This is a genomic window from Enterococcus sp. 5B3_DIV0040 (assembly GCF_002140755.1).
Taxonomy (GTDB): domain Bacteria; phylum Bacillota; class Bacilli; order Lactobacillales; family Enterococcaceae; genus Enterococcus_D; species Enterococcus_D casseliflavus.
The window spans coordinates 2,091,550-2,107,001 of the sequence record NZ_NGLC01000001.1 but is presented as its reverse complement, the minus strand read 5'-3'; the positions used below and the strand labels follow the sequence as shown (position 1 = coordinate 2,107,001).

Genomic DNA, 15,452 nt, shown 5'->3' with positions numbered 1-15,452 from the left:
GTTTGTGGTATGGCTGATCAATGTTGGAATTGAGCATGGTACAGGCGATAGTAATAGCCTTGTTCTGCCAGTAATTCTTCATGGGTTCCTTGCTCCACGATTTGACCGGTATCCATCACCAGGATCTTGTCTGCTGCTCGAATCGTTGATAAGCGATGGGCGATCACAAAGCTGGTTTTGCCTTCCATCATTTTCAAGAAAGCATCTTGGATTTTTTTCTCAGTCAGAGTATCAACCGAACTGGTTGCTTCATCCAAAATCAGCATGGGTGGGTTGCTGATCATCGTGCGGGCGATCGTCAAGAGCTGTCGTTGCCCGTCAGAGATCTTGATCCCTTGATGACCGATCGGTGTATCTAGTGTTTCTGGTAGGCGCATCACATACTCATACATATAGGCATGCTTTAAGGCATCGTAGATTTCTTCATCTGTGGCAGTGTCATTGCCGTATTGCAGGTTTTCTCGTAAAGAGGCATCAAAGAGCCACGTATCCTGCAAGACCATTCCGAAGCTTTGCCGTAATTCTTCTCGTTTCAACTGACGAATATCGGTGCCATCGATCTTGATTGCCCCTTTATCGACATCATAGAAACGCATCAGTAAATTGACCAGCGTTGATTTACCAGCACCAGTTTTTCCGACGATCGCGACGGTTTCTCCAGGTTTTGCGGTAAAAGTGAAATCTTCAATCAATTTTTGACCAGGATCATAAGCAAAAGAAACCTCCTCAAAGGCAATCTCGCCTTTGATCTCACCCAGTGATTGAGATTCTTGGTCATCGGCTGTTTCTGGCTCTTGATCCAATAGTTCAAAGGTTCTGGAAAGTCCAGCTAATGCCGTTTGGATCTGGGTGGTAATTCCCGACAATTCAATGAATGGTTTCGAAAACTGACTGGAGTAGATCGTAAAGCTGGAGATCACCCCAACCGTGACGGCACCTGAACCAGAAAAGTAAAGCAGACCGCCGACAAAGCCGACTGACAGATACGCCAAGTGATCGACGAATCGTGAAAGGGGATTGGTCAAAGAAGAAGAAAACTGTGCTTTTTGCCCCCGGACATTCAATTCTTGGTTGATCGTTTCAAAACGGTTTTGGTTGATGGTTTCTCGATCAAAGGCTTTGACGATTTTTTGATTGCCGATCATTTCCGTAACAAAGCCAGAAATTTCGCCGACGATTTCTTGTTGGCGAGCAAAATGCGATTGAGACGTTCGTGCCACGATCCAGTTGACCAAAAAGATGATCGGGGTCGAAACCAATACGACCAACGTTAAGGGCACACTCATTTGCAGCATGACGACTAAGGCGATCAAGACGACCGAAATACCAGAGAACAACTGGTTAAAGACTGCAGCGACGGCAATGGAAATATTGTCCATGTCGTTGGTAAAACGACTGACGATGTTGCCGTGGGAGTTTTGGTCATAATAGCGTAACGGCAATGTATTGAGATGGGCAAAGCCTTTTTTACGTAAGTCGGCGACGGATAAATACGCCACGCGGTTGCCTAGTCGCTGGATCAACCATTGACTGACCACAGTCACTAAAACCACTCCGGCAAACAAAAGCAAAATACGATAGAGGGCGCTGAACTGCACTTGATCGGCACCTATCAGCTGATCGACGGCTTGACCGATCTGATACGTCATATAAACCGAGGAAACACCAGCAGCGATCCCGAGGACAACTGCTGCCCAAGTTTCCTTCGCGTAGGCAGTCAAATAAGGGAGGTAGCGACGAAAGGCCGACCAATCGAATGATTTCTTTTTCATGCTTCTTCCTCCTCTGCCTGTGATGCCACGATTTCTTGGTATTCTTTTGACGTTGCCAACAGCTCTTCATGGGTCCCTTTGCCTACCAAATTCCCTTGGTCTAAGACTAAAATTTGCTGCGCATCTTGGATGGAGCGAACCCGTTGGGAGATGATGATGACCGTACCACGAATGCTTTCTTTTAAAGCCATCCGCAAATCAAGATCGGTTTGATAGTCAAGGGCGCTTAGAGAATCATCTAAAATCAAGATATCTGGTTTAGCGATTAATGCTCTGGCGATCGTTAACCGTTGTTTTTGTCCACCAGAAAAGTTCTTGCCGCCTTCAAAAATAGGGGTATCCAGTTGCTGCGGCAAGGCTTCAACGAAGTCGCGGCTTTGAGCGATTTCGAGTGCTCGCCAACACTCTTCATCGGTGGCATCTTTTTTGCCCCATTGCAAGTTTTCTCGAATCGTTCCCGTAAACAGCACGGCGGTTTGAGGCACCATGGCGATTTTTTGGCGTAATTGCTGTAAAGGCCATTTCCGCACATCGTGCCCGTCAACGATCACTTTGCCATCAGCCACATCGTAGAAGCGGGGGATCAATTGGGTCAAGGCAGATTTCCCGCTCCCGGTTGGTCCAGTGATACCTAAAATAGTCCCCGGCGCGACTTGGAAATCAATGTTTTTCAAGGCTAATCCGTATTCTTTTGAAAAGCGGAAATCAACGTGCTCAAAGCGAATCGCTCCGACGTTGTTTTTCGGCTGATCCATAAAGACTTCTGAAAGCTCATCGCCGATCGACGGCTCAGTGGCTAACACTTCATTGATCCGTGAACCAGATGCTGCAGCACGGGTAAAGATGATCACTAAGTTGGAAACCACGATCAATGCTAAGAGCATTTGATTCATGTAATTGACCAGTGCCAACACTTGTCCTTGCTGCAAATTGCCAATATTGACCTTGAATCCACCGATATAAAACAACGCGATAATGCCGACATTCATGATCAAGGTGGTGGCAGGCGTCAATAAGGCGGAGAGATTTGTGACCCGTAAATAGACATCACTTAAATCATCAGTTGCTTTATCAAAACGTTTCGTTTCCGTTTTTGTGCGGGCAAAGGCACGAATCACCCGAATCCCGCTTAAATTTTGACTCACTAGTTCGTTCAATTCGTCGAGATGAATTTGAACTTTCTTATATAATGGCACGGTTTTGGCGATGATCCAGAATAAGACGATACAAAAGAGCGGTAAGACGAGTAGGAAAATCAAGCCAGCTTGCCAATCAATGACAAAGGCCATAATCACCGAACCGATACTTAAGAAGGGCGCCCGGACCACCAGCCGAATCAGCATCGCCAAAGCAATCTGCATCTGATTGATGTCGTTGGTCATTCGGGTGATCAAGGTATCCGTACCGAATAAGTTCAGTTCGCTATGGGAAAGGGTGTTGATTTTTTTCATCAAACGATTGCGTAATTCCGTCCCGAAGCCTTGAGAAGCGACGGAAGCATAATACTGACAGATGACGGCACAGATCATGCCTACCACGGACATCACGATCATCCAGATCGTCATTTCAACGACTTTCGACCAATTGTTTTGCCGTAGCCCCTCATCGACTAAAGCGGCCATCTGCAAAGGCAGGACCAATTCAAACACCGCTTCTAAAAATTTGAAAAACGGACCAAGAATAATCTGTTTGCGATAATCCTTGGCATAGCGTAACAAGCTAATCATAAAAAACCTCCTAAATTATTTCGGATGAGCAGGATGTTCACTGGCCAAACAGGCAAAAACCAAACTATCGGTCCATTCCCCCTTGTTCCACCAGTCTTGGATAAAATGTGCTTCTTGGCGTAATCCAATGCGTTGGCAAAGCTTAGCTGAGGCCTGATTGCGGGCGTCTAGCGTCGCTTGGACCCGATGGATCTTCTGACTGGCAAACAACCAGTCCAATAATTCCTTCAATGCTTCTTGAGCAAACCCTTGTCCGCCAAATGACGGATGGAAGGCATAGCCGATTTCAACGGAAGATGGCTGACCAGTAGCCCACACCGACAAATCGCCGATGACCGTTTGATCGTGTAGTACCGCCAAAGAAAGTCCTGCTTGGTCCGTCAAGGCGTGCTGTTGGCATTTCTTGGCAAAAGCTGCCACTGCCGTTTCTGTCTGCCAAGGCTCATGAAGTAAGAAACGGCAGACTTCCGCTTGCCGATAAATAGCAAAGGTATCGGCAAAATCACTTTCTTGAAACGGACGAAGCAGTAAACGTTCACTTGCAATAAAACCCATAACAGCCTCCAATTCTTTAGGGACATCTTACCATAGAACGAAATAGCCGAAAACATCCCTTGAAAAATCTATTCATTTTCTTGCAAAAAAAATGTAAATCACTTGAAAAGTCTTTTTCTAGGAAACGAACCTTGCCAGTTGCTGCTCATTTACCACGACTGCCAGCGGGCAAGAAAGGTTTTTTGCCAATCTCCCAAGGGCAAGATCACTCGCTGCATTTGAAAACGGTAGGTTTCCCCTTTATAAGTAAAGCGAATCGGGACGAGCATCCCTACAACAGGATTTTTGTGCTGTTTTTTCAGCTCAGCAAGCGGCACGCTTTTGTGCTGCACGACTTTTGTCGAGAAAAGATTCAATGCCAAAATCGTCAATTGCTGATCATCTAGAACGAGCAGGCTACGGCTGGTGATGGCGTTGAAGGACTGCCATTTTGCATAGCCGATTACAGCTCCTTCTGTCATATAGGGGGCTGCCAACGCTTGGAAGGTTTTTTTATTTAAAAGAAACATGGGTAGAAAACTCCTTATCAGTTAGAATCAGTTTCGGCGCAGGCAAGCAATCAATAATCAATGCAGGAAAGCGGTCAGTCCGTTGCAAATGGCTGCAGCATCTGCCGAACGTTTTCAGTATACGCTTGTTTGAGGTCTAACGGTTGGATTTCTTTGATGGTTGGACCAAATTGCAAGAGAAAATCAGCCAGAAAACCCAGCTCATTGTCGGCAATGTGTCCTTCTAAGCAAAGCTCACTAGGACGTTCCACCACTGCCATATCAGGATATTTTTCTTGCCACAAGCGTTCCTTTACTGATAGATCAAAGCGGATGTGATAGCCCAGTGTTTGTGTCAATACTTGTTGCTGCAGCTGTTTTTCAGTTAACTGCTGCAAGGTATAGCCGGTTTTTTCAGTCGGAGCAAGTCCCTGCATTGCATCACAGCGATAGCGGCGAAAAGCCTGCTTTTGACAGTCATAGGCCAAACAGTACCAGTAGCCAGCACGAAAATCCAGTTGATAGGGTTGTACGGTCTTGTTCGTTTTTTGATAACGCTGATAGGTAAATTGGATGACCTGTTCTTGTACGATCGCTGAAAAAAGCGCTGAGAGGATCGGCGCACTCGTCAATTGAGGAACCCCTTGAAACGAAACCGCCGTCTCCATTTTTTCTAACCACTCGGTGTCTCCTTGATAAAAAGACTGCAACAGTTTTCGCCGTAGCCCTTGATAGCTCCGATCAAAAGGAGAATCGGTTAATTTTTGTAAGAGCTGTAAAGCAAAGAAAAGGGTATACCGTTCGTTTTTGTCAAAGTACAACGGGGTCAGTTGATTTTTCAAAATCTGATAGCCGCCATAACGACCGGTTTCTACCACGAGAGGCAAGCCCAGCTCTTCCAAAGATTGGACATCACGGACGGCTGTACGTTTTGAGATTGCGAAGGTTTCCATCAAATCGGCTAGATGAAAAGTGGTTTTTCCTTGTAAATACAATAGTTCCTGTGTTAAGCGTTCTGATTTTTTCATTTCTTTCTCCAATGGTGCCAAGTTTTGGCAATATTCACAGTTACACTTATGGTAACAAGAAAAGGAGGAACCAACAAATGATCGAACCAAAAATCGCTTTGTTTTTAACGTTAGACGGCAAAGCCCAAGAAGCCATTCAATTTTATCAAGAAACACTAGACGCAACCCTCTTATTTGCCATCACCAACCAGGAGTATCGTGAGAGACTTGATCCAACGCTGGAGATTCTTGCGGGACAAGAACAGTATCTTTCTCACTCCATCCTACAGATCGGAGATTTTCAGTTACAGCTGGCAGACAATCCATTAGTTGAAGGAGAGACGATTCAGCGAGGCAATCACTTGTCACTGAGTTTGACGCTAGCGGAGAGCCAAATAGCTCAGAAGCTTTATCAACGATTGAGGCAAAAAGGCAGTCAGACGATCCAAGCACCAAGTGAGAATGCTTTTGCGTTTTTTTATGCAAGTGTTCGCGATCCCTTTGGTGTAATTATTCAGCTGACTGTCGAAAAAGAAGTTGATCCCTCCAAAAAGGGTGAATGAAAAAACTCGTTTTTTAATAAAATATCCATAGAAGTTGACTAATTATCCATGTTTCTTTCAATCCCAGAATTTTTTTTAAGGAATGTTTAAAGGACTTCACAGAAAAAGAATAAAACTTCTTAAAAAAATAGGCGGATCGTAAAAATTCTGGTACAATCGGGGAGAGCAATTCAGGAGAAATGAAGGAGGCACTATGGATAGAAAGACGAGATATAAACAGCAAAGAGCCCACAAAGCGCGCAACAAACGCGTGATTATTGGAGGAATCTTTCTTTTCGCCATTGCAGGCATCGTTTTATTTGCCGGCTATACGTATTATGCAGCAAAAAATTCAGTGGATAAAATGTTTAAAGAATCCGCTGTGATCAGCTCTAATAAAAGTAAACAGGACAACTCATTAAAAGCTTCTGACGTGAATTCAAAGTTTGGGATCTTGTTAATGGGTGTTGATAATGATGCGGAACGTGAAAAGACAGAACATTTGGACAGTGCCCGTACCGACAGTTTGATTTACATGGTGTACGATGGCGAAAACAAGAAAATCGATATGGTCAGTCTCCCTCGAGACATTTGGACCAACATTTATGATGGAACAGGAACCGGGACGATTGCTGCTACCGCCAAGATCAATAGTGCATTCACGATTGGTGAGGAAGACGCAACGATTGAAACAGTCCAAAACTACCTGCAATTGCCAATTGACTATTACGTAAACATCAATTTTACCAGTTTTGAGAAAATCATCGATGCCATCGGAGGGATCACTGTTGATGTGCCTTACGATATCAACAAGAAATATACTTCAGACAACACGGGAGAAACATTGATCCCAGAAGGTCGTCAATTGTTGAACGGTGAACAAGCCTTGATTTTTGCCCGCATCCGTAAAATGGATACCGATGTGGATCGAGGAAATCGTCAGCAAGAAGTTATTGAAGCAGCGATCCACCAAGCTTTGAAAATCAATAATGTCACCAAGTACCAAGAAATCTTAGACTCAGTCAGCGAAGACGTGAATACAAACTTTAAGTTTGAAGACTTAGTATCTTTAGCAGGCAATATGTTGTCTGGATTCGATATTCAAAAACATACCTTTGAATGGTACGATGGGGAATCTTATGATGGACAATCGATCGTATATATTCAAGACTATTCTTACAATGAAATTCGTAACGATATGTTGAAAGCATTAGGTCAAGCGCCAGCAGATACACAAGCAGATGCGAATACAGAAGCGCAAACCGGCGTAGGTACCGATACAGGAACCGAAACCGGTGTAGGAACTGGTGACGGATACGGCTCGGAAGTCGTTGATGACGGAACTGGCTACTAATCAAGAGAAAAAAGTCAGGAGCGATCCTGACTTTTTTTTGTGCCCGCAGTCCTTCTTAAACCCGAGTGAACACAAGGTCAGACCCGCAAGCCACTTTCGTTTTCATCTAGGAAGTGCAGTGCTATGCTTAAGAAAAGAGATAGCTTGTTACAGCGAGTTCGACACCGAAGGAGGAACCATGATGGAAAAACAGCAAGAACAAAAAGCCCGTAGAATCGTTTTGCTGACCCATGTCTTAGGGTTGATCATGAAAGCCATCGGCTACTTCTTTAGCGGCAGTGCTGTCTTGATGAACGAAAGTATCCATAGTCTGATCGATTGCATCAATCAAGGACTTCTAGCCATCGGTGAAAACCGAGCACAGCGAGGACGCAGTGAACTGCATCAGTTTGGTGAAGGACGAGCGACCTATTTTTTTAGTACTGTAGTTGCCATGACAGTTTTTTTAGGTGGTGGGATTTTAGCAGTTGTTGAAGCCAGCCGTGATCTGCTAGACCCCACCCACGAAGTGGAACAGCTCCAGCTGGTGGCAGCGATCTTATTTGTCAGTTTGTTCATTGAAGTGACGGCTGTACAAGAGGGATGGCAAGAAGTCAAAGAACAAAACAAGCAAAACCAGCCCCTCGTCCGTTTCTTAAAAGAAAGCCGCGATTCCGATCTGCTTTTAGGCTTCACGGAAAATTTGTTTGCCTTAGGTAGCGTGACGATCGCCATCGCAGGGATCTTATTGACCGCATTGACGGACAATCCAGTATTTGATTCCCTCGGCGGCATTTTGGGTGGATTGTTGCTGATTGCTGCTGCTGTCTTTTTAGCCAAAGAATTTTATAGCCTCTTGATTGGAGAAGGCGCTTCTGCTTCTGATTTAATGGCGATCAAACAAATTTTAGCCGACCCTGCCATCATTCAAATCAAAGATTTGCGAACCCTCCATCTAAGTCCAGAAGAACTTTTGATCGTCGCCGACCTTACCTTGAAGCTAGGACCTGAAGAACCAAGCGTATTTATCGATACCATCGAACAGCGGATCAAACAGGCTTTGCCTGATCTGCGAGTCTATTGCTACATCGAGAGTGAGGAAGTTCCCTCTTAAAGTAGAATAGATACGAAGTATTCCTCGGTTGGTGATTTATCATTCAAACGAGGAATGCTTTTTTGGGGTATTGGCGTGCTTGTTTTATATGAACACAATGGATCATGACTAGTTTTGATTCAACCTTTTCAGACGATCAGCAAGGAGAATGTCAGCGAGAGGTCGCAATTCAATTGTTTTTTTAGCAATAAACACTTTTTTTGTTCAAAAGTTTGTTGTTTTTTGTTAAAATAAAGTAAGGACAGCAAGCGTTCTCTTTTTAAAGTTATTTTTTTGCTAGAGTTGTAACATTGTAAATCACAACATAGCAAAAGCTTAGATTATTAAGAAAACACCGAAACGAGTACCTGTTTGGCATTACTGACATGCTGCCCAATCGTCACCAAAAGCGGTGGTGCTAATTTTGTTACGACTGTTTTTTTACACCACTTGTGAAGCAAAATCCTTTGCGAACATCTTCATCCATGATAGGTTAGAAGTAGGCCGAATGGTTTTTTCACAAAGTACGTACATAGAAAGATCACTTGCGACGATTAAAAGAAGCGACTTCATTGCTCGCAAAATGATCGATGCTCAACACACATACCTTTTCCCTCAGCCAGTCAACCTGCGCTTGCTTTTCTTATTGGTTATATTCCCTTCATTCAGCGATCGCCTGAACCGATTCAAATCAAAAAATGACTGTGCAAGGTATCTGTACCGATTTATCCCTTCAGAAACGTGGAAACCCTCGGCAAGAAGTTTACAATTTAAAGGAGGAATTTGATGGAAAAATTTTACCAGCAAAAGACTGAAGAGACCTTGAAACATTTTGAAAGTGACCGCAAGCAAGGCCTAAGCGGGAAAGAAGCCGACAAACGCTTAGAAAAATACGGAGAAAACACGATCCAGCAACAAGAATCCCTTTCTGTATGGGAATTGCTGTGGCATAACTTGAACAACTTGATTGTTTATTTATTGCTAGCAGCTGCGTTACTCTCTTTTGCGATGGGGGAAACGATTGAAGGAATTGCAGTATTGATTGCCGTGGTGATTGCTGTAATGACAGGTTTTATCACAGAATTACGAGCACAAAAATCAATTGATTCTCTTCAAAGCATGATTTACACTACCGCAAAAGTGATTCGTGATGGAGAAGTAATGGAGATCGAGTCGGCAAAAATCGTTCCAGGCGATATTCTCGTTCTGGAAGAAGGGGATGCCATTGCGGCAGATGCCCGCTTACTTGAAACGAGCAACTTTGCCTGCATCGAATCAGCGCTGACCGGTGAATCAGAAGCTGTTGAAAAAGATGCACGAGAAACCTATGAAGAAGATGTTCCACTAGGCGATCGCCGCAATGTCGTTTTCGCAGGAACTGCGGCAACTCGGGGAAATGCCTATGCTGTAGTGACTGAAACCGGTATGAAGACCGAGGTTGGAAAAATCAGTGACATGCTGACGGGTGACAAAAAGCGTCAAACGCCGTTAGATATCGAATTGGACAAGCTAGGAAAAGCAATCATTATTGCCGCGCTTTTTGCTGCGGTGACAGTTTTGATCGCTGGGGTCTTGACGAATCAACCATTTGTCGAAATGATCCATATCTCGATTATTTTGGCGGTCGCAGCGATACCTGAGGCAATGCCAGCCGTTTCGACGATCACATTGTCCCGAGGCATGCGGACGATGGCCGAGCACAAAGCACTGGTCAAATCGTTATCAGCTGTTGAGACCTTGGGCGCCACCAGTATCATTGCCAGTGACAAAACGGGGACGCTGACAGAAAACCAAATGACGGTTGCTGAGATCATTTTAGGTTCAGGAGAAATGTTCAAAGTAACAGGAAATGGGTATGAACCCAACGGAAAATTTTACAAGGCAGACTCGGAGGATGAAACCGAGATCGATGCAGCCAATCATGATGCGCTGCAAGGGATGATCGAAAACGGTGCTTTATGTACCACCGCCACCTTACGTGAAAACGAAGGGCAATACGAGATCCTCGGTGATCCAACAGATGGGGCGTTCGTCGTTTTAGGTCAAAAAATCGGCATCGATCGCCAAAAAGAGCAGGACAGCGGGCTGAAGAAAATCGCAGAAATGCCCTTTGATTCCGACAACAAATACATGGTGACCGTGTATGAAGGAAAGCAACGGACATTGATCATCAAAGGGGCACCAGATGTCTTGATTGATTTAGCCGATGCTGATGCCCAAGAAAAAGAACAGCTTCATGAATACAATGACACGTTAGCCAGTCATGGGCAGCGGGTGATCGCTGTCGGATGCATCAAGGATTATCAAGGTGGAACGGACGAAGCAGAGCTGAAAGCAGCACTGCAGGAAATCAAGATCCAAGGCTTTGCGGGCATCGTCGATCCGCCGCGAACAGATGTCAAAGAAGCAGTGAAGGTCGCACAAGAAGCGGGGATCCGAGTGAAAATGATCACTGGGGACCATCCAAAGACGGCATCCATGATCGCCAAAGAAATTGGCTTAAAAGACCATGAAAAAACCATGACGGGTCGTGAGATCGATGAATTGGCAGGGCAAGAAGGCTTTAACGAAAAAATCGAAGAAGTCGCTGTCTTTGCTCGAGTTTCACCAAAAAATAAATTACAGCTTGTGGAAGCGTTGCGTGAAGAAGGCGATATCGTTTCAATGACTGGCGATGGGGTCAACGATGCGCCAGCACTCAACGGCGCCGATATCGGGATCGCCATGGGGATTCGGGGGACAGAAGTAGCCAAAGAATCTTCCGATATGATTTTGACGGATGACCGTTTTGGAACGATTGTCGATGCTATCAAAGAAGGACGCATCATTTTTGACAACATCAAAAAATATGTTTCCTTCCTGTTCTCTTGTAATATGGTTGAGATCGTGACGATCTTTCTAAGTGTCATTTTCTTGATGCCCATGCCGATCCAACCGCTGCATATCCTTTTCTTGAATCTAGTCATCGATATTGCTCCAGCCATGGCATTAGCCTTTGAACCAGCTGAAGACGACATTATGAAGCGCCAGCCCCGCACAAAAGCGGATGGCCTCGTAAACAAGCGTTTCTTAGGACGCATCATTTTAAGTGGGGTCGTGATTGGTTTGGTGGCGTTTGGCTTCTTCAACTTCCTGATGCTGACGGATCACGAGTTGCTTTATGCACAAACAGCAACCTTTACCTTTATGGCAGTGGCGCAATTGATGCATATTTTCAATGTTCGTAAAAGCAGCGGCTTTGGTTTAGACAAAACCCTCTTGAAAAACAAACCATTGATGGGGGCATTGCTCCTTTCCGTGGGCTTACAGCTTTCAGCGGTCTATGTACCGTTTATGAATGAGCTATTGGATACGATGCCGATTCAAGCTGGCACGTGGGGCATTATCTTCGCAGCAGCAGCGATCTCTACACTGATCGTGATGGGCTTGAAGAAACTCTTCCAATTAAAATAAAATAAATTCTACCGTATTTTCTCAAAACTGGAGTCACGAAGACCCGCCGCCTGATGGTGTACCTTTATCAAAGAATTTCTGTTTCGATTCTTGATGAGGTTCGCCTAGCTGCGGGTCTTTTTTGCTTACTCTTTACAAGCAAAAGAAAATGATTTATACTTGACTAGTCAACAGTTGACAAGTCAATGATGAAAGGAGCGGTTTATGCAATGAATTTACGTGAGCTAAGCGGATTGCTGTATCGGATGAAAATCGTGAATCAAGAATTAACGGCGATATTTGAAAAAGAGACTGGCTTTAGTCTGACCCGTTATCAGTTGCTGCAGTTTTTGAATGAGCAAGGACGCTGTACCCAAAATCAAGTACAGAATGAATTGAAGATCGATAGTGCAGCGGTCACTCGGCATTTGAAGATTCTCGAAGAAAAACAATTTGTGACACGGGAACGAAACAAAGACAATAACCGCGAGATTTTTGTTTCTTTGACACCGAAAGCACAAGCCGATTTGGCTAGTTGTGCTTCAAAGCATGCCAGCTCTGAGGAGTCGTTAGGCATCAATTTGACCGAAGAAGAAGAAGCACAGCTTCTAACATTACTTATGAAATTAGTTCCATGAAAGAAGGCAAACCCATGACAGAATATAGCAATAACAATTTTTCAGAGATCACCTTTGGCCGAAAATCGGTTCGTGTCTATGATGAAACATACAAAATCCCCCATGAAGAAATGTTGACCATGATCCAAGAGTCAACGACAGCACCTTCCTCAGTCAATATGCAGCCTTGGCGCTTTGTCGTTGTGGAAAGCGATGAGCAAAAAGCAAAATTGAAACCGTTGATTCGTTTCAACGTCCGTCAAAATGATACCTCTTCTGCAATGGTCTTGATTTTTGGTGATATGCTTTGTCATGAACTAGGAGAAGAAATCTATAACAAAGCAGTAGCAGAAGGCAAAATGCCAGCGGAAGTACGTGACCAACAATTAGCAGCGATCATTCCGCATTACGAAAATCTTACAAAAGAACAAATGAATGATGTGGTGAAGATCGACGCTAGTTTAGCAGCGATGCAATTTATGTTAGTTGCGCGGGCGCATGGCTATGAAACCAACCCAATCGGCGGCTTTGAAGCAGATCAATTAGCCGAAGCTTTTGGCTTAGACAAAGAACGTTATGTTCCTGTCATGATCCTTTCAGTCGGAAAAGCCAAAGAATTAGGCTATGAATCCGTTCGGTTAGACGCAGAACAAATTACGACATTTCTATAAGAGGAGGGAAAACGATGGAAATCATCAATGCAACGTTTTACATCAAAGAAGAAAAGCGGGCAGATTTTTTAGCCGCTGTTACGCCATTATTAGCATCGGCGAGAGCTGAGGAAGGCTGCCACGGCTATCATCTCTATGAATCATTGGAAGAGAACAATCGGTTTGTCATGGTCGAAAAATGGGCGAATCAAGAAGCGATCACCGCCCACAATCAAAACCCGCTGCTGCAACAGTTATTCCAACAAATGCCTGACTTTGCAGCCAAACCGAGCGAAATCGTTGTCGCTCATCAAGGAGAATAAAGATGACGATTTTATCGACGATTTTGATTGTACTGGTTGCCTTAGAGTTTTTCTATATTCTTTATTTAGAAACATTTGCCACTACGTCCAAAGCAACGGCGCGGGTCTTCAACGTGACGAAAGCAGAGCTTGAACGACCGATCGTTGTGACCTTGTTCAAAAACCAAGGAGTTTACAATGGGCTGATTGGTTTGGGGTTACTGTATAGTATTACCTTTGCTTCAGCACCACTGGAAATCAGTCGCTTGCTGTTGATCTACATTATCTTAGTAGCTGCATATGGCAGTATGACTAGCGACAAGAAAATTATTTTGACCCAAGGCGGTCTAGCGATCCTTGCCTTGCTGTCCACCTTTTTTTAACCAATAAAAGAAGAAGTCCCCCGATCGAAGAAAGCTTTTCTATACAATAGAAGCTTTCTTCGATCGGGGGCTTTTAATGTTTGGGCAAAGAGTACTCAGAACGTGAAAAAAATGATAGGATAAGAGAAGGGACTAACGATTTTCTGGACGTAAGCTGGTTGCTGCAAATAAGGCTTTTACTAGAATGGGTGTTAAGATCGCAGCTGTGATCACCTCAGAGATTCCATTCGTTACAGCAATTCCACCGAGGGTCACGAATAAAGCCGAAGCATCGACACCATAGGTAGTGGCAACTAAGCCAGTATACAAGGTTCCCATTAACGTTAAGACCAAAACTGTATTGGTGATGGTCCCAAAGATTGCTGCAACAATCGAAGCAGCGACGACTTTTTTGGTCTTTTTGTAAATGATCGTAAACAGGAGACCAGCCACTAAGCCAACCAATACACGGGGAACCACCGAGATGATTGGGTTGGTGAAAACAGCAATGTCTAAGGGCGTTGTCGGAGAGGTAAACGCACGGATCATGGTGAAAATCCCCCAGACTAAGCCGATGAACATCCCGTCTTTTGTCCCTAAAACGATGGCAGCGACGATCACCGTGATATGGATGATCGTTAAACTAGTGATACCGATCGGAATAAATCCAAGGAAAGGCACCATCGTCTGTAAAATAATAATAGCAGTCAAAATGGCACGAATGACAAGGCGATAGGTTTTGCTTTTTGTATTCATTGTAAAAACTCCTTTTTTATAATGACACTCGTGTCATTTTTAAGTTAGGTTGATTATACAACAAAATGACACGAGTGTCATTAATAATGTGATGAAAGGAGCCAAAAAAATGGCAAAGAAGCAACAGAGCGAATTGACTACAGCGGAAAAGAAAAAACAACAAAAGCGTTATTTGATTCTTGAAAGTGCCAAAGTCGTCTTTAGTAAGAAAGGCTTGATCGATGCGACAATGAAGGACATTATCGAAGAGTGCGGCATTAGTCGTGGTGGCATTTATTTATACTTTCGTTCGGTGGATGAGATTTTTTTGGCAGTGTTAGAGCAGCGCTCCAAACGAAAATTTGATGATGTACGAGAGATGATCATGGAGCAAGTGCCCTTTGAAACGATTTTAAACAAATATTTTTCCGACCATCGCAAGCGTCTACTCCACAGCATTTCTGACGGTATGCTGCGAGCCGTCTACGAGTATTACTATACGCATAAAACCGAAGCCTCCAGTTCCCTGCAGCAAGCACAACTTTCGGAGACGAAACGGACGATCCATGAGATCTTTCAAGTCGGCGTTCAGCAAGGTGTGTTAAAAGATGAAAACTTGGCAGTGATTGCAGAAAACTATATGTTCGTGATTGAAGGATTGGGGATTTTGGCTCTGACCGGTCACATCACAGAACAGACCATAGATGACCAAATCGCCGTAATGAGACAACTACTCCCTTATCGCGAATAACCCAGACAAAAAACTCGCTCTTTTCTAGAAAACTCTAGGAAGGAGCTTTTTTCATCTGTAAAACTTTTGTGAATCAAGCATATTTT

At 44.1% G+C, this 15,452-nt stretch carries 15 protein-coding genes; 9 read left to right on the top strand and 6 right to left on the bottom strand.

From position 1 onward, the window contains the following. Positions 1-17: 17 nt before the first annotated feature. The 5 genes from A5883_RS09900 to A5883_RS09880 all read right to left on the bottom strand — a co-directional run bounded on the left by A5883_RS09900 (position 18) and on the right by A5883_RS09880 (position 5,570). Positions 18-1,772, bottom strand: coding sequence for an ABC transporter ATP-binding protein (locus A5883_RS09900; protein ID WP_016608155.1), 1,755 nt, complete (start codon positions 1,770-1,772; stop codon positions 18-20). Continuing rightward, positions 1,769-3,499, bottom strand: coding sequence for an ABC transporter ATP-binding protein (locus A5883_RS09895; RefSeq protein WP_016608154.1), 1,731 nt, complete (start codon positions 3,497-3,499; stop codon positions 1,769-1,771). The genes A5883_RS09900 and A5883_RS09895 overlap by 4 nt, the downstream gene beginning before the upstream one ends. A gap of 15 nt (positions 3,500-3,514) precedes the next feature. Continuing rightward, positions 3,515-4,054: a GNAT family N-acetyltransferase gene (locus tag A5883_RS09890; RefSeq protein ID WP_086338459.1), complete on the bottom strand. Its 540-nt coding sequence runs from the start codon at positions 4,052-4,054 to the stop codon at positions 3,515-3,517. 149 nt (positions 4,055-4,203) lie between these two features. Beyond that, positions 4,204-4,563: a hypothetical protein gene (locus tag A5883_RS09885; RefSeq protein ID WP_086338458.1), complete on the bottom strand. Its 360-nt coding sequence runs from the start codon at positions 4,561-4,563 to the stop codon at positions 4,204-4,206. A gap of 74 nt (positions 4,564-4,637) precedes the next feature. After that, positions 4,638-5,570, bottom strand: coding sequence for a helix-turn-helix transcriptional regulator (locus tag A5883_RS09880; protein ID WP_086338457.1), 933 nt, complete (start codon positions 5,568-5,570; stop codon positions 4,638-4,640). Between the two features lie 77 nt (positions 5,571-5,647). On the opposite strand from A5883_RS09880, the gene A5883_RS09875 reads away from it, so the two are divergent. The 8 genes from A5883_RS09875 (at position 5,648) to A5883_RS09835 (ending at position 13,901) form a co-directional block, all read left to right on the top strand. Further along, positions 5,648-6,112, top strand: a complete 465-nt coding sequence (locus A5883_RS09875; RefSeq protein ID WP_086338456.1) for a VOC family protein — start codon at positions 5,648-5,650, stop codon at positions 6,110-6,112. 193 nt (positions 6,113-6,305) lie between these two features. Then, positions 6,306-7,445: an LCP family protein gene (locus A5883_RS09870; RefSeq protein ID WP_016608149.1), complete on the top strand. Its 1,140-nt coding sequence runs from the start codon at positions 6,306-6,308 to the stop codon at positions 7,443-7,445. 178 nt (positions 7,446-7,623) lie between these two features. Then, positions 7,624-8,538: a cation diffusion facilitator family transporter gene (locus tag A5883_RS09865; RefSeq protein WP_074932029.1), complete on the top strand. Its 915-nt coding sequence runs from the start codon at positions 7,624-7,626 to the stop codon at positions 8,536-8,538. A 765-nt stretch (positions 8,539-9,303) separates the two neighbouring features. After that, on the top strand, positions 9,304-11,970 hold the full coding sequence (locus A5883_RS09855) for a cation-translocating P-type ATPase (protein ID WP_086338455.1): 2,667 nt from the start codon (positions 9,304-9,306) through the stop codon (positions 11,968-11,970). Positions 11,971-12,179: 209 nt separating this feature from the next. After that, the gene (locus A5883_RS09850) at positions 12,180-12,587 is read left to right on the top strand and encodes a MarR family winged helix-turn-helix transcriptional regulator (RefSeq protein ID WP_008378808.1); all 408 of its coding nucleotides are present in this window, start codon (positions 12,180-12,182) and stop codon (positions 12,585-12,587) included. A gap of 14 nt (positions 12,588-12,601) precedes the next feature. Further along, a complete protein-coding gene (locus A5883_RS09845; RefSeq protein WP_008378805.1) occupies positions 12,602-13,237 on the top strand; it encodes a nitroreductase family protein in 636 nt (211 codons plus the stop codon). Positions 13,238-13,251: 14 nt separating this feature from the next. Further along, positions 13,252-13,539, top strand: a complete 288-nt coding sequence (locus tag A5883_RS09840) for a putative quinol monooxygenase (RefSeq protein WP_016608137.1) — start codon at positions 13,252-13,254, stop codon at positions 13,537-13,539. 2 nt (positions 13,540-13,541) lie between these two features. After that, the gene (locus tag A5883_RS09835; RefSeq protein WP_086338454.1) at positions 13,542-13,901 is read left to right on the top strand and encodes a DUF1304 domain-containing protein; all 360 of its coding nucleotides are present in this window, start codon (positions 13,542-13,544) and stop codon (positions 13,899-13,901) included. A gap of 132 nt (positions 13,902-14,033) precedes the next feature. Here A5883_RS09835 and A5883_RS09830 read toward each other — a convergent pair whose 3' ends face one another. Continuing rightward, positions 14,034-14,636: an ECF transporter S component gene (locus tag A5883_RS09830; RefSeq protein ID WP_005225613.1), complete on the bottom strand. Its 603-nt coding sequence runs from the start codon at positions 14,634-14,636 to the stop codon at positions 14,034-14,036. 109 nt (positions 14,637-14,745) lie between these two features. On the opposite strand from A5883_RS09830, the gene A5883_RS09825 reads away from it, so the two are divergent. Further along, positions 14,746-15,366, top strand: coding sequence for a TetR/AcrR family transcriptional regulator (locus tag A5883_RS09825; RefSeq protein WP_086338453.1), 621 nt, complete (start codon positions 14,746-14,748; stop codon positions 15,364-15,366). The last annotated feature ends 86 nt before the right edge of the window (positions 15,367-15,452 follow it).

What these genes read in the sequence shown, in the direction of transcription:
- A5883_RS09830 (WP_005225613.1), bottom strand. Translation starts at nt 14,636, where the DNA reads ATGAATACAAAAAGCAAAACCTATCGCCTTGTCATTCGTGCCATTTTG.
- A5883_RS09890 (WP_086338459.1), bottom strand. Translation starts at nt 4,054, where the DNA reads ATGGGTTTTATTGCAAGTGAACGTTTACTGCTTCGTCCGTTTCAAGAA.
- A5883_RS09865 (WP_074932029.1), top strand. Translation starts at nt 7,624, where the DNA reads ATGATGGAAAAACAGCAAGAACAAAAAGCCCGTAGAATCGTTTTGCTG.
- A5883_RS09835 (WP_086338454.1), top strand. Translation starts at nt 13,542, where the DNA reads ATGACGATTTTATCGACGATTTTGATTGTACTGGTTGCCTTAGAGTTT.
- A5883_RS09855 (WP_086338455.1), top strand. Translation starts at nt 9,304, where the DNA reads ATGGAAAAATTTTACCAGCAAAAGACTGAAGAGACCTTGAAACATTTT.
- A5883_RS09900 (WP_016608155.1), bottom strand. Translation starts at nt 1,772, where the DNA reads ATGAAAAAGAAATCATTCGATTGGTCGGCCTTTCGTCGCTACCTCCCT.
- A5883_RS09840 (WP_016608137.1), top strand. Translation starts at nt 13,252, where the DNA reads ATGGAAATCATCAATGCAACGTTTTACATCAAAGAAGAAAAGCGGGCA.
- A5883_RS09880 (WP_086338457.1), bottom strand. Translation starts at nt 5,570, where the DNA reads ATGAAAAAATCAGAACGCTTAACACAGGAACTATTGTATTTACAAGGA.
- A5883_RS09850 (WP_008378808.1), top strand. Translation starts at nt 12,180, where the DNA reads ATGAATTTACGTGAGCTAAGCGGATTGCTGTATCGGATGAAAATCGTG.
- A5883_RS09885 (WP_086338458.1), bottom strand. Translation starts at nt 4,563, where the DNA reads ATGTTTCTTTTAAATAAAAAAACCTTCCAAGCGTTGGCAGCCCCCTAT.
- A5883_RS09825 (WP_086338453.1), top strand. Translation starts at nt 14,746, where the DNA reads ATGGCAAAGAAGCAACAGAGCGAATTGACTACAGCGGAAAAGAAAAAA.
- A5883_RS09895 (WP_016608154.1), bottom strand. Translation starts at nt 3,499, where the DNA reads ATGATTAGCTTGTTACGCTATGCCAAGGATTATCGCAAACAGATTATT.
- A5883_RS09875 (WP_086338456.1), top strand. Translation starts at nt 5,648, where the DNA reads ATGATCGAACCAAAAATCGCTTTGTTTTTAACGTTAGACGGCAAAGCC.
- A5883_RS09870 (WP_016608149.1), top strand. Translation starts at nt 6,306, where the DNA reads ATGGATAGAAAGACGAGATATAAACAGCAAAGAGCCCACAAAGCGCGC.
- A5883_RS09845 (WP_008378805.1), top strand. Translation starts at nt 12,602, where the DNA reads ATGACAGAATATAGCAATAACAATTTTTCAGAGATCACCTTTGGCCGA.